The organism is Pseudomonas sp. LB3P25 (genome assembly GCF_054897985.1).
In genome coordinates, this window is sequence record NZ_CM142711.1 from 4,074,648 (window position 1) to 4,088,313 (window position 13,666).

Sequence of the window (13,666 nt, forward strand, 5' to 3'; positions counted from 1 at the left end):
CACCCACTATCACGAAAGTATTCGCGGTAGTGGGTGCTGATTGACAGGCAGAACTGCATCACACCCCGTTTGGATAGTTGATTAACGATTAAAGGTGAGTATTCAGGAAGGCTCACAAAAATGGACTCTATTAAACATGGCGTCTTGTCGATTAGTACCGATAGGTTGCCTGCACTGAAATTCCATTCGCACTGTTCTCGTAGTGGGCACTGTATTCCGGTTGAAGACCGGAGTTGTTCGACTGCTTTACAGAGACTTTGGAATCCCAGAGATAACCATAAGCAAAGTCTATCGTCAGATCGGAATTCGGTGAGTAAGCGCCGCCCAAGGTCACGGCCTGGCGATTCCCGACCGGAATGCGCACGCTGCGATCGGCATTTCTAATGGGCGATGGATCATAGGCGTAGCCTGCGCGCAGCAGCCATTGCTGGTTCAATTGATAGGATGCGCCAACTGCGGTGGACCACGTGTCGCGCCAGTTCATTTCTTCGGTCACACTTCCCAGGCCAGCCGCCTGGCCCACGGGGGAAAGACCGCTGTTGACTGCCTCGACCTTCTTGATCCGGCTCCAACGTTTCCAGGTGGTCCCCAGGTATCCCGTCCAGCGACTATTGAAATGATGGGTGATAGACGTGTCCACGGATTCGGGCATCGTGAGGTCTATCTTGTTGTCATACTTTCCGTCCAGCGGGATGACGCTCGGGGAGCCGGAAACCTCAGTATGCCCTTCGAGTTCATAGTCCACCTTCGAGTGATAGTTAATCCCCCAACTGGTAGCCTCAGTAAAGTCAACCAAGATGCCGACGTTGTAGCCAAGTGCCGTGTCATCGCCTTTGATGGTGACCAGTGTGTCCTCGCCGTTGTTCAGGGCGCCGGTGGCCAGGTAATTCTGAAGCTTTGCATTGAAACGGTTTATGGTCGGTCCGCCACCAATGGACACGTAATCATTGATCCGATAGGCAATGGTGGGCTGCAGGGTTATTTCCTTGGTCGTGCTATAGGAACCATGGTAACGGCCCTGAAAACTGCTCTCGTAATCATTGATCAGACCACTCGGAGCATAAAGGCCCAGACCAATCGAAAAACGATCGTCAAGCGGCGTCGACATATAGGCGAAGGGCACGACCGCCAAAGGTACCGAGTCCCCCTTGTTCGTTCCTGCGGCACTGCTCTGAGCATCACTGATGTCGTCGCTCGGCGAGATGATCGCGGCTCCGCCGGAAATCTCACTACGCTTCAACTTGGTCAAGCCTGCGGGATTTCCAAAAATGGTACTGGCATCCAGCGCAGAAGACGACCTTCCCGCATAAGCAGTTCCCGCACTGCTTGCGCTTTGTTCGTTTAGAGCAATGCCATTGGCACCTGCAATAGAAGAGGCGCTGAGGAGTGCCATGGCACTGGTGAACTTAATCCAGACAGCACACTTTCGCTGAACAGAGAGACACGGGATTACACGGCCATTCAGTTTCATTTTCCACCTCTTGTTTATTGTTTTTGTTGATTGCACGCAGGCAAGGCTTCGCCGTCCTGTGCACTTCTCAGTGCCGGTTGGAGTTGATCGAAGTTGTGTAAAACGCCCTGGCTGAACAGCGCCAGGGCATGATTGCTGGACTTACAGATGCGAATCAGGGACTCAATTAAGCCACTCGATTTGAAAGCTATAGCGCCCCAAGAGCGGAGCCAGTATTTCTTGGTCAGTTCCGGCCTTGATGCAGGCGACATGCCCACGGCGATTGTCCTGCACGACCTCGACAGCAATATTTGAAAGCCCCAGGCGCTCCACTTCCTGCTGAACTACTTTGGTAATCTCCCGCTGTTGCAAAGCGGGCTTGAATATCTTGCCCACGGCAGTCAGTGGCAACGCTTCGAGGATTTCAATACGCTTGGGAACGGCTGCCCGTTCGCTGATATTGAGCTGAGCGAACGCCTCAAGTTCTTCGGCGTTGCAGGCTTGCCCGGGGCGCAGTTGAACGTAGGCGATCGGCACCTCGCCCGAGTAGGCATCGGGGCTGCCGATTGCAGCGGCCAAGGCGACGGCGGGATGCGCCTGCAGAGCCTCCTCGATTTGCTTGGGATCGATGTTGTGGCCGCCACGGATAATCAACTCCTTCTTGCGTCCGGTCAGCCAGAAGTAACCCTGCGCATCCTGGCGCCCCAAGTCGCCCGTATTCAACCAGCGCTGACCGTCGATATCGATCCAAAGGCCCTGGTTATGCCGTTCCTCCAGATAGCCATCGAAGAGGTTCGGACCACTGATCGTGATGAGGCCGATCTCATCCACGCTGGCGTCGCGCAGGTACTCGCCAGAATCATTGAGCACCACCGCGCGCATATTCTGGTAGGCGATCCGTACCCCAATGGAGCCGATATGGCGCTCGCCATGGGGCGGATTGATTGAGGAGACGCAGGCGCCCTCGGTGAGGCCGTAACCTTCAAGAATCTTTACCCCGGTACGGCGCTCGAATTCCCGGAAAAGCTCAGCCGGCATCGGTGCGGCGCCACAGATTGCATAGCGAAGACTGGACAGGTCGCGGCCCTGCCATTCATTTTGCAGAAGTGCAGCATAGACAGTGGGCACGCCGGAAAAGAGGTTGATACCGAAGTGCTCGACCATTTCCCAGAATCGCGGGATCACCCCCTCGCCACGATAGCCATGAGGCGTCCCGAGGATCACATGGTCGCCTTGAGTCCAAGGCATCAGTCCAGTCACCAGTTGTCCATTGACATGAAATAGCGGCAGGCCACAAAACATAACCTGGACATCACTGCGTGGCTGCATGTGAGCGGCGATGGCCCATGCATTGAAGACTTCCGAGCCATGGGTACGCGCGGCGATCTTGGGGAGTCCGGTGGTGCCGCCCGTACAGATGTAGGAGGAGCATTCATCCTGGCGGATTTGCCGACCGCTCTTGAGGTGTGTGTGCGGCTGAGCATTCATCAGCGATTGCCAATCGTGGATCGCGATACCGCTGTGTAAGTCTCGTTCCTTCAGTGCCGCAACTTTCAGAGCCTCACGCACAGGTTCGGCGACATAGGGCTCCATGCTGACCCAAACGACAGACCTGATCCCGGGTAATTGATCCAGCTGCGAAGCCAGTTTGGGCCACAGATCGCTGCCCACAGTCGGCGCGAGTGTCACCACCACGGATGCCTTCGCGGCGTTCAGCAAGCCAGCCATCTGCTTGGCCTCGAGCAGAGGATTGATCGCCATGACGATGCCCGCCGCCTCCCCGCCCCATATCGTGAAATGGGTTTCCGGCAGATTGGGCAAAATAAAAGCAATCACCTCGCCCGGTTTTATGCCCAGGTCATCGAAGGCATTCGCCGCGCGGGTGATATCCGCCAAGAGCTGGGAGTAGTTCCACTCGTAGGTGCGCTTGAAATCGGCGGCATCGGCGAAGAAGCTTAGTGCCGGCGCCTGGGGGGTGCGCTCGGCCGCCTGTCGCAGCGCTTCATAAGTGCTGCAAGCCAGGCCACGCGCCGACAAGGGGACTCGTTCGAGATTTTCGATGTCGCTCAGGGTCTGCACCACCATCAGGCTTCCCCCACGACTCGGTTGCGTTGCACGCCGAGGTCGATCACGCCATCGGCGCTGCGAATGCGCGCCTCGACCACGTCACCTGCCTTGAGATACTGCGTCCGGCCCTCTTGCGCCTTGAGGAAAAGCTTCCACTTGGTGGCTTCTGGCAAAAGGGCTGCAATGCGCATTTTGGCAGGCGAAGGGATCGTTAGAGCGCAGCCGGCAGGCGTACCGGTGGCGATCAGGTCTCCAACGGCGAGATCTTGCAAGGCGGAGAGCTCGGTCAGGGTTTCAGCGGGGCCGTAAACCAGGTTGGCCGTGCTGTCGTTCTGTCGTACCTGGTCGTTGACCGTCAGCTTCAACTGCAGTGCCTTGAGGTAATGCATGTCCTTGGCATCCAGAAGGCACAGATACGGGCCGACCGGGCCGAAAGTGCGGTAGCTCTTGCCCTTGTAGAACTGCATCTGGGGAATCTGAATGTCACGAGCCGAGTAGTCATTGACGATGACGACGCCTGCAATGAACTCATGCAGATTGGCGTCGGTGACAGCAACAGCGCCGGTGATGGAGCGCTTCATCACAAGGCCCAGTTCGATCTCGTAGTCAAGGAAGCGCACGTGGCGCGGCTTGATCAGGTCGCTGTCAGCCGCCACCAGGCAACTCGTCGCCTTGGTGAAGATCATGTTGAATTTCTTCGCATCCGGGTCCATGCCCGACTCGATCATGTGCTGACGATAGTTGGCGCCCTGGCAAACGAACTGCTGGTTACGGGTCACCGGTGACAGCAGTTTTACTTCGCCCTCCGCAAGCTCCGTACCTTTCAGTTGAGCGAGGTCCTCGATACTGTTCTGGCGAATGAAGTCACCGGTGGTTTCAAAAGTACCGGGGACAACTGTGATACGGCCCTGGCGAAGCACGCCCCAGTGGATACCGTTTTCAAATTCAAAGCGGACGACGTGTACAGCAGACATTGAAGGTACTCCTGGAGCGGCGTTTGTCCCGCGCTCGGTGGCGTGGGAACTGTGGTGTTGTTCTGAAGGGGGGCTGGCAACGGTATAGACCCACGCACTGCCAGCAATCAAAGCGCCGGCTTTAAGCACGTCCCGCCGGCCAAACCGGGTTGAGTTGTCCGACATGGCGGCAGCTCTACCCGAACATCCGCATGAGTGTTACCAACTTTCGAATGGTCAGGTCCGGGCAGCGTCGCAGGTTGCGGATCAGCAGACGCACATTGGTCAGGTTCATCTTGGGTTTTGTAAAACTCTTGGGCATGCGCTGACCCCACTGGGCCATTGCCTCGGGGCTTACCGGATGAATACCCGTCGGCCGAGTGGCCGTGAAAATATCCCCGTCGCAGTAATGCTCGTGCTTATCGCCCCATGGGTCTTGCCAGTAATCGAAGATCTGACTGCCCAGAATGTGTCGGCCGATTCCCCATGAGTGCTCCCAACCGCGCTCGCGCAGGACGCGCTGCCCCATTCCCACGGCGTCTGCATCGACGACTTCATAGGCGCTATGGCTGTAGGTCGCCATGAACCCTTGCGCAATCGCGAGCGTATGGTGAGCCGTGGGAATTTCACCGAGGTCCAGGCGCATGAAGGTGACGATAGGTGTGCCATCGGGGAGTACTTGCACATCGCTGGGAATAAACCCGAAATGCTGCGTATACCAGGCACAGGTCGCCTGGTAGTCGGCCACTTCGATCACGATATGGCCAAGCCTCAGTACTTCAGGGGGAGCAATCGGCGGGCGCTGCGTGGCGTTGATTCGCGGTTGCTCGTGCACCAGATTCCAGTGCAGAGGAGCTCTATGTTTCAGAGTCTTATCTGGAGTCTGGTCGCAAACGGCTTCCACAATGAAACCGGACGGATCAGTCAGTCTGACGTAATACCCTTTGCCAGGATGTTCGGACGTCTCTAGCGATGACGCACCTGGGATTCGAGTGAGTTTTTTCAGATCCTCTAGAGACTGCACTGCCAGTCCGAACCCGATAAAACGTGCCTGTTCGGCACGTTGGACACGGTAACAGTATGAAGTGGCTTCGGTGGCGCGTAGATAGAGCGTATCGGCGTCCTGCCGACTGACCGTCAGGCCGAAGTCGGTCAGGAAACGCGCCGCCTCATTCAAGTCCGGCCGTTGAAAGATCAGGTGAGTCAGAGCCTGGGCCTTCACCGTCGGCTGCGGATGCCGCGCGGGGTGTGGTGTCGCCAACCGGTGCAATTCGTTTTTGTTGTTCATTGTTCTTGTTTTCCGGGTTTTTAGGGCAAAGCTGTCCCGAACCCCTGAAAAACCAGGGGTGTTGTCTAGTTGAGTCAGTTAGGCGCTCAGTCGAGAGACGGAAGTGCCGGCAACTCTTGGGTCGCCAGCGCACGAGCCTCCTCTGGCGTCACACCCAATGCCCGCAGTACCAGCTCGGCGGTATCAGAGCCCGACTCGCGCCACGTTCTGTGACCTTCCAGTACCAGGAAAATCGAGCCCAGGACGCTGCTCGATATCAGTGTCAGTACTGAGAGCAATTGCTCCTGCGCAAACGTGTAGCGCCCATTGGAAAGCCCGCTCAGAAGATCCGTAGTCGCTTGACTGCTGAACATTTCGCGCAACGAAGAATTGCTCATGGCGAATTTATGGATGAATGCGCCCCACTGGGAGTCCTCGTGCGCTCGACGAATGAAGAATCGAATGCCATTGGCAAGGCGCTGAGCCGGATCGGAGAGGGAGTTGAAGCTCTTATTGACGCGCTCATGCATCTCCCTCGCGAGATGACTGGCGACCGCTTCGAACAGGTTTTCCATGCTGTCGATGTTGCTATAGACCGTTCCGCGCGCCACGCCTGCCTCTTGTGCGAGGTCGAGAATGTTCACTTGTGAGGTGCCTCTCTCAGCGAACAGGCGAAAGGCGGCTTGATGAATGCGGCGCTGTGTTGGATTTAGGGATTCCACGGTTCTCTCTCCAGGATTACCTTATGGACCGATTGAACACTCGTGTTCATTTTACGTCAACACTATTTTTTGGAATGTTGGATTTTCTGTCCGAAAACCGACCTGAAACCTAACAATCTGGACGGGCCAATAAAAGTCCTGCACATTGACATAACTGAACACGCGTGTTCAATTGTGTTGGCCGACTTTTTATTAGCTGAAGGACAGAACATGACCGGCTCAAAGCTCTTCAAACCGCTTCGATTGCCTAACGGCACGGTGATTCCAAACCGAATCGCCAAGGCTGCCATGGAGGAGAACCTTGCCAATGAGGATCACGCTCCAGGGGAAGCGCTAGTTCAGCTCTATCGGCGTTGGGCGCAGGGTGGTGCCGGCCTGATCATCACGGGCAACGTCATGGTTGACCGCCACGCCTTGACCGGCCCCGCTGGCGTAGTGTTTGAGGACGATCGGCACCTGGGCAAATTCAGGCTATGGGCCGATGCTTGCCGCAGTCACGGAGCCCAGGCCTGGATGCAAATCAACCATCCCGGACGGCAGCTGTTGGCTTCAATGGGGCAATCGGCACGGGGGCCCTCCGCGGTTGCTGTCGACATTCCCGGACTATCAAAGGCATTTGTGCCGCCCAGGGCCCTGAATGAGCATGAGATCGAAGAGCTGATTGAGCGCTATACCCATGCCGCAGTGCTAGCCGAGCGTGCCGGATTCACTGGAGTGGAGATTCATGCAGCGCATGGCTACCTGTTCAGCCAATTCCTTTCGCCCTTGACCAACCGGCGTAGCGACCGCTGGGGTGGCAGTCTGGAAAATCGTGCGCAAATTCTCCTGCAAACCATCGACGCAATACGTCAGCGAGTGGCACCGATCTTTTGCGTCGCGGTGAAGCTCAATTCCGCGGATTTTCAGCGCGGCGGTTTCGATGCCGAGGATGCGGCTCGTGTAGTGGAAATGCTCAACACCAAAGCGGTCGACTTGGTCGAGTTGTCTGGTGGTAGCTACGAAAGCCCGGCAATGCAGGGGCAGACCCGCGATGGCAGCCGCTTGGCTCGAGAAGCGTATTTTCTCGAGTTCGCGGAGAAAATAGGAGAAATAGCGCGCATGCCGCTGATGGTCACTGGCGGCGTGCGTAGAAAGGAGGTGGCGGAGCGAGTGGTGAGCGGCTCGGTGTCGATGGTGGGGCTTGCCACTGCGCTGGCGATCGAGCCGACCCTGCCAAGCCAGTGGATGGCAGGTCAGGACACCGCAGTGGAGCCCATTGTCGTCCGCTGGAAGAACAAGGCGCTGGCATCGCTTGCAGTGGCGTCGGTGATCAAGAAGCAGCTCGGCTTGCTGAGTCAAGGGAAACGGACCAAACCCGGGACGTCGCCCCTCATGGCATTGATCGGCAATCAGCTGAAATCTCGTCGCCAGGCGAAGAGCTATCGGCAATGGATTGATCAAGCCTGGCCGATCAAGAATGACATCAGATCAGGCGGGTAGCGGCTTGCCGGCGATTCTCCTGGCTCTGGCAGGTGTTACGCCCAGGGCCTGGAGAACCATTTCGGCGACCCGCAGATCGTGCTCCGCCACTGCACGTCCCTCGACAACTGAGCGCATTGCTCCGGTTGTGCATGATAAGACGATGTCCAGGGCGACCCCTTCGTCCACGTAAGCAAAAGTGCCCGCACGCAGCCCCTCACGCAGATCGCCAAGTACATGGGCCGCCAAACGCGAGCGCATTGCCTGGTCGAAATGGATGATGCGCAGCAGCGCATTCGCCCATTGGTGGTCGGCGGCGGCCCGACATACAAACATGCGAACGCCAATCGAAAGCCGCTGCGCACCGCACTGCACGTCCGAGTTCAAGACGGAAATGGCGTCAGAAAACTCGGCGGCCATGGCGATGCCCACCGCCTCTAGTACTTCGTCGCGAGTTCGAAAGTAATTGTAAATGGTGCCGTTGGAAACCGCCGCCTCCGCGGCGACCTCGAGCAGTGCGATCTCCCCCACCTCCTTACGTGCGACAAGACGCAATGCCGCGTCCACCAGACCGCGACGGGTGCGCTCACGCTTCTTGTGGCCTCTCGTGAGAGGTTGTGGCGCAATCGCTTCTAAAGGAAGAATGGGGGAATGCATTATCACGCTCGCAATCTAATGGGCTCGTTGATGGTAACGGAAACGCTATCAGGCGTGGCGTCTTCGCTAGTCAGCAGGCCCCGGCAGTCTTGAAGGAGACTGCCTGCCTCTGCGCCAGGGGCGTGGTGCATGATGATACGGTCGGGACGAACCGCGACGAGCGTTCCTTTAGCAGCCAGCGGCAGGATGTCATGGTTCATGTCTTCGATGAAGTCACAGCTGCCGCCGGAGCGTTGGCCACGTGTTCTGACCTCTAAGAAGTGGCCTCCCATTTTTTCCCAGGAAACGATCTGATCAGTGGTTAGCAGTGACAACGGGTCAACACCGAATCCAACCAGGGTCAGGTTATCTCCAAGAGCATCGTCGCTCAGTTTGATCTGCTTTTGCATGGTGCGAACCCAGGCTTGGGGAAACAGGCTGCCACGTACCAACTTGTCGCCCCGACGATGCTGCATGAACAGGCCGTGTTTGAAGGTGTTCTTCGGCTTGATGTCCAACTGTTCGAAGTACCTCCTGGTAGCGGGAGTCAACGCCAGCGTACGCATCAGGCCGTGGATAAAGAAAGCGGCGATCTTGTTCTTGGGCATCACCAGGCGGCCCATGAGTTTCGCTAGATTGATCATCGCCCGGGCATGGGGGCGACGCTCTACGTCATAGGTATCGAGTATTGAAGGCGCGGCATGGCCGCGAAGGACCCAGGCCAGTTTCCAGGCAAGGTTGGCGCCATCTCGAAGTCCCGCTACTAGGCCTTGCCCGACAAAAGGGGGGGTGATGTGCGCTGCGTCGCCGGCGAGGAAGACGCGCCCCTTGCTGAATCTGTCGCAGCAGCGCGCGTGGAATCGATACACCGCCTTGCGCTCGATTTCCAGCTCCTGCGGGTTGATCCATGGCGAGATCAGCCGGGCTATGCTTTCCGGGCTTTCCAGCTCTTCCCGGGACTCACCCGGTTGCAGCATGAACTCCCAACGCTCCCTGCCGCCGGGTGCAGGCATGTGCGGCGTTGGGCGCCGCGGATCACAGAGAAACTCAACGTGATCAATCGCTGACTTATGCCGGTTCTTGACATCGACAATCAGCCAATCCTCCGCATAGGTCTGCCCTTCGAACTCCTGGCCAATCAGTGCTCTGACCCTGGAGCTTGCGCCATCCGCACCGACCAGGTACTGGGCGCGAACGGAATGCGATTGCCCACTCTGATCCCGTACGGAGGCGACGACGCAATCCGACTCCTCGACCAGACTCTCAAGCTCGAAGCCACCAAGACAGGTCACTGACTTCAGCCGGGAGACCTGGCTACGCATCGCGTGTTCGAGGTCGGGTTGATAGAACGTCACAAGTTTCGGATGGCCGTCGATGCACCCCTCAGTATTGGCTCGACCAAATTGCCCGAGTACCGGGGAGTGCATTTTCACTTCAGGGATAACGATCTTCTCGAAAGCGTCTTCCGACAAACCGGCGAGTTGCAGGATGCGCAGCGCCTCGTTGTCCAGAGCAATGGCACGAGGCATCAGTACGACCTCATGGGTCTTGTCCAGTACCAGGGTCGTTACCCCATAGCGGCCGAGCAGCGCCGCGATTGTTGCACCTACCGGACCGTTACCGACGACCAGCACGTCGACGGCGGAGGGAGGCAATTCGGAAACTTTCTTGTTGTTGTTCATCTTGAGCCCTTATTGTGATTGAAGTCGTGAGGCACGCAGGTCTCATCGTCAGGCAGGGTCAAGGTATTCAATATTGAAACTAATTTCAATATTGATGTTCTTGTCATTATATTTTTGGGATCATTACCAAGCCACGACAAGAGGAAAACCGAGGTGTCAGGGGCTTGCAAATCAAGTCCGGGCCGAAGCGATGAATGCCTCAAGCTCGAGGCGTGAAGTCACGCGTGCGCCAGTTTCCGACCGATGAGGCTTGGCTTCAGAGCCGATCAGCGTTGTTATTGGAGAATGGTCCCAGCACGAAAGAGTGTGGCTGACCTCAAGGCCTCAAAGCGTTGGAGCCGAGGCTGGAGAACAGTCGGCTCAAGAAGCGGCTGGTCGACAGGACCAGAAAGCCAGGCAATACGGTTTTCAGTATCGGGCCAGGTGCCAAGCCTCACAGCGCACAACCATGTTTTAGTTTTAGGAATCAATCGTGGCGCGTCCGCAGCCCCAACCGAATCCAGTCCAGCTCCGCTTCGTCGAGTTCGAACTCGACGAAGCCAACGCCTGCTTGTTACGCAACGGAGAAGCCGTGGCGTTGGCGCCAACGCCCTTCACACTGCTGTGCGTACTTGCACGCCAGCCGGGATCGCTAGTGACCAAGGATGCCTTGCTTGATGCAGTGTGGGGGCACCGGTTCGTCAGCGATTCGGTGCTGAAGACGGCCATCAGCGATCTGCGCAAGGTGCTGGGCGACGACCCCAGGCAGCCGCGCTATATCGAGACTGTGTCGAGGCGCGGCTATCGCTTCATCGCCGCGCCCTCCCCTGCACCTTCGAAGCCAGCTGCATCCGCGACGGTGCCAGCGGCCGGCGCACCCCTGTCACCGCCATTCATCGGTCGCACCGACGAGGTCTCAAGACTGCAACGGGCGTGGGAGCGGGCGGAAGGCGGCCAGCGTGCCGTGGTCTGGCTCGCTGGAGAACCGGGGATTGGCAAGACCACGTTAATCGAACATTTCCTCGCCAGCCTTGGCGGCATCGCCTGCGCACGCGGCCATTGCGTAGAACACTACGGCGCCGGCGAGCCGTACCTGCCGGTGTTGGAGGCGTTAGCCGATCTGTGCCGCAGCGACCCGACCTTGCCGGCGCTGCTGCGCGCCGTGGCGCCGACCTGGCTACTGCAACTGCCGTGGCTGAGTACCGCACAAGAGCGAGACGCGTTGCGGAGCGAGCTTGCCGGCATCGGTCCGGACCGCATGCTCCGGGAAATGGGCGAATTGCTGGACCGCTACACGGAGCAGCGACCGCTGTTGCTGGTGACCGAAGACCTGCATTGGAGCGATCGGGCGACGGTCCAGCTCATCAACTATGTGGCGCGGCGACGTGGCCGCACGCGGCTGATGTGGCTGGCGAGCTTCCGCCTCGCCGAGGTCGTAGCGCTCGACCATCCGCTCAGCTCGTTGCGCCACGAACTGCGCCTGCAACGTCTGTGCGAGGAAGTGGTGCTCGATCCATTCTCTGAAACCGAGGTCGCAGACTATGTCGCGCTGAGTTCGGCCTCGCTGGCGCGCGATGAAGCCTTCGTGCGTGCCCTGCACGAGCGCACTGACGGTGTGCCGTTGTTCGTATCGTCTGTCATCAATGAAGTGATGGACCCAACGGACGACGACGCCACCATCGAGGCTCGGCTTGCGGGTGTGGCGGTTCCTGAAAACCTCGCAGCCATCATTGATCACTACATTGCCAAGCTTGGGCCGGAGCAGCGTGCGCTGCTCTCGGCCGCAGCGGTGTGCGGGGTCGAATTCCGAATCGAGACGGTTTCACTGGCCCTCGAGCGCGACCTCGCTTCGGTGGCCCACGCCTGTGAAGAGCTGATACGCGAACAGGTATGGCTCATACGGTCGCGGGCCTCAGAAGATGAAGAGACGGAAGAGCTACCCCACTCGTTCCGGCATGCTCTCTTCCGCCAGGTGCTGTACGACCGCACGCCGCGCTCATTGCGCACCCAACTCCATCGCCAGGTTGGCGCTGCCCTCGAACGCGAGCGCACGGCCGGCGTGCAGGTGGCTGCCTCGGAGCTGGCGATGCACTTCGACCGGGCCAGGCAGCCGATGATCGCGCTGCGCTACTACGCCGAGGCCGCAGAAGCCGCGTTGCTGCACTTCAGCCCGATCTTGTGCATCGGCCTCACTGAGCGCGCATTGGTCCTGCTGACGCAGGCACCAGAAGGGACGGAGCGCGATGCGCTCGAAATTACCTTGGCCACGCTGCAGGGGGTTTCAGCTTTCCACCTGTTCGGTGTCGGCAGCGAAGCCAAAAGCGCCTTCGAACGTGCATACAGGCTGCTAGCGGATGTACCCGAGCACCCAATGCGTGGTCGCCTGCTGCACGGATTCGGCTATCTACTCGGTCTGCGCGGTGAGTATGCGCTGGCGCTGGAGGTGGCGGAGCGTGCTGAATCCCTCTCCTGCGACGCAAATGATCAAGAACTCATGCTGGCGGCGTGCATCGTGCAGGGCGAGGTGCATCACCTCCAGGGGCGCACGCAAACGACCCGCCGTTGGTTAGAGCGCGCCCTCGCGATTGCCGAGCCGCTGGACATCGGGGCAAACACTATCTTCGCGGCTGATCCCCAGGTCATGCTGCACGGCATGCTGGCTATAGAACTCTTGCGTTCTGGTCTGGTTGAGCAAGCCCGAGTCCACATGCAACAGGCGCGGGTACGCGCGCAGGCGTTGCGCCAGCCCATGACCTGGCTGGTCGCTGCCTGGCAGGAGGTGTTGATCGAAGTGAGGATGGGGAACCACGTGCGTGTGGCTGCGTTGGCCGACGACATGCAGGCGCTGGTCGATGAGTACTCGCTTGCACTGGGGCGTACGGCTTGCCGCTGGTGGCACGGTTGGGCCGACGCGCGCAGCGGCTCCCCGAGCGACGGCTACCGTCGCATCCGCGAAGCCTACGAAGAACACACCGGGCTCGGCATGCGCTCCGGTGCCAGCGAGGTACTTGGCTATGCCGCCGAGGCGCTGCTGCTGGCAGGCGATTGCAACGCAGCGCAAGTCGAGCTACAGGAAGCACTTCGGGTGGGCGAGGAACTGGGCGAGCGCGTATACCTGCCGCAGCTATTGCTACTGGAAGCAGCAATCGCGCGAGCGCAGGGTCAGCCCATCGCCAGTATCGCTGCGGTGCGGCGCGCGGTTGATGAGGCTCGCGCCCAGGAAGCACCGTGGCTGGAGCTGCTCGCGCTGGTCGAGCTGTGCGAGCACCACGACGCGCCGGCCGAGGATCACCAGGCATTGGCGACGCTGGTTGACCAATTGCCCGAAACTGACGGAACCGAGCTGGCGAAACGTGCGCGCTCGCTGATTCACGCTGCCAAGTCGGCTTGAAGCGACACGATTTCTGTGCAGTGCGGGGTGCTGTCCCGACCGAAGTCTGACCTTTCGCTTA

Annotated in this window: 9 protein-coding genes; 2 read left to right on the top strand and 7 right to left on the bottom strand. The window is 58.8% G+C overall.

Annotated elements, in window-relative coordinates:
* Positions 1–151: 151 nt before the first annotated feature.
* The 5 genes from ACYZTW_RS18535 to ACYZTW_RS18555 all read right to left on the bottom strand — a co-directional run bounded on the left by ACYZTW_RS18535 (position 152) and on the right by ACYZTW_RS18555 (position 6,459).
* Positions 152–1,471, bottom strand: coding sequence for an outer membrane protein transport protein (locus ACYZTW_RS18535; protein ID WP_462001237.1), 1,320 nt, complete (start codon positions 1,469–1,471; stop codon positions 152–154).
* A gap of 162 nt (positions 1,472–1,633) precedes the next feature.
* Positions 1,634–3,535: an acyl-CoA synthetase gene (locus ACYZTW_RS18540; protein ID WP_462001238.1), complete on the bottom strand. Its 1,902-nt coding sequence runs from the start codon at positions 3,533–3,535 to the stop codon at positions 1,634–1,636.
* Positions 3,535–4,491, bottom strand: coding sequence for a fumarylacetoacetate hydrolase family protein (locus tag ACYZTW_RS18545; RefSeq protein ID WP_462001239.1), 957 nt, complete (start codon positions 4,489–4,491; stop codon positions 3,535–3,537). Before ACYZTW_RS18545 ends, ACYZTW_RS18540 begins: the two co-directional genes overlap by 1 nt.
* A 175-nt stretch (positions 4,492–4,666) precedes the next feature.
* Positions 4,667–5,758, bottom strand: a complete 1,092-nt coding sequence (locus tag ACYZTW_RS18550) for a VOC family protein (protein ID WP_462001240.1) — start codon at positions 5,756–5,758, stop codon at positions 4,667–4,669.
* Between the two features lie 86 nt (positions 5,759–5,844).
* Positions 5,845–6,459 carry a TetR/AcrR family transcriptional regulator gene (locus ACYZTW_RS18555; RefSeq protein WP_462001241.1) on the bottom strand — a complete coding sequence of 205 codons (615 nt, stop codon included), beginning with the start codon at positions 6,457–6,459 and terminating at the stop codon, positions 5,845–5,847.
* Positions 6,460–6,669: 210 nt separating this feature from the next.
* Between ACYZTW_RS18555 and ACYZTW_RS18560 the strand changes: the two genes are divergently transcribed.
* Positions 6,670–7,938, top strand: coding sequence for an NADH:flavin oxidoreductase/NADH oxidase family protein (locus ACYZTW_RS18560; protein ID WP_462005790.1), 1,269 nt, complete (start codon positions 6,670–6,672; stop codon positions 7,936–7,938).
* Here the strand turns inward: ACYZTW_RS18560 and ACYZTW_RS18565 are convergent.
* Together ACYZTW_RS18565 and mhpA are read right to left on the bottom strand one after the other, a co-directional pair.
* A complete protein-coding gene (locus tag ACYZTW_RS18565) occupies positions 7,927–8,574 on the bottom strand; it encodes a TetR/AcrR family transcriptional regulator (RefSeq protein ID WP_462001242.1) in 648 nt (215 codons plus the stop codon). The two genes, ACYZTW_RS18560 and ACYZTW_RS18565, sit on opposite strands and share 12 nt — an antisense overlap.
* Positions 8,575–8,576: 2 nt before the next feature.
* On the bottom strand, positions 8,577–10,235 hold the full coding sequence (gene mhpA / locus ACYZTW_RS18570; protein WP_462001243.1) for a bifunctional 3-(3-hydroxy-phenyl)propionate/3-hydroxycinnamic acid hydroxylase MhpA: 1,659 nt from the start codon (positions 10,233–10,235) through the stop codon (positions 8,577–8,579).
* Between the two features lie 472 nt (positions 10,236–10,707).
* On the opposite strand from mhpA, the gene ACYZTW_RS18575 reads away from it, so the two are divergent.
* A complete protein-coding gene (locus tag ACYZTW_RS18575) occupies positions 10,708–13,605 on the top strand; it encodes an ATP-binding protein (protein ID WP_462001244.1) in 2,898 nt (965 codons plus the stop codon).
* Positions 13,606–13,666: the final 61 nt, after the last annotated feature.

Bases quoted from the DNA above. Each gene is read 5' to 3' on its own strand.
- ACYZTW_RS18535 (WP_462001237.1), bottom strand. From the start codon at position 1,471: ATGAAACTGAATGGCCGTGTAATCCCGTGTCTCTCTGTTCAGCGAAAG.
- ACYZTW_RS18540 (WP_462001238.1), bottom strand. From the start codon at position 3,535: ATGGTGGTGCAGACCCTGAGCGACATCGAAAATCTCGAACGAGTCCCC.
- ACYZTW_RS18545 (WP_462001239.1), bottom strand. From the start codon at position 4,491: ATGTCTGCTGTACACGTCGTCCGCTTTGAATTTGAAAACGGTATCCAC.
- ACYZTW_RS18550 (WP_462001240.1), bottom strand. From the start codon at position 5,758: ATGAACAACAAAAACGAATTGCACCGGTTGGCGACACCACACCCCGCG.
- ACYZTW_RS18560 (WP_462005790.1), top strand. From the start codon at position 6,670: ATGACCGGCTCAAAGCTCTTCAAACCGCTTCGATTGCCTAACGGCACG.
- ACYZTW_RS18565 (WP_462001242.1), bottom strand. From the start codon at position 8,574: ATGCATTCCCCCATTCTTCCTTTAGAAGCGATTGCGCCACAACCTCTC.
- mhpA (WP_462001243.1), bottom strand. From the start codon at position 10,235: ATGAACAACAACAAGAAAGTTTCCGAATTGCCTCCCTCCGCCGTCGAC.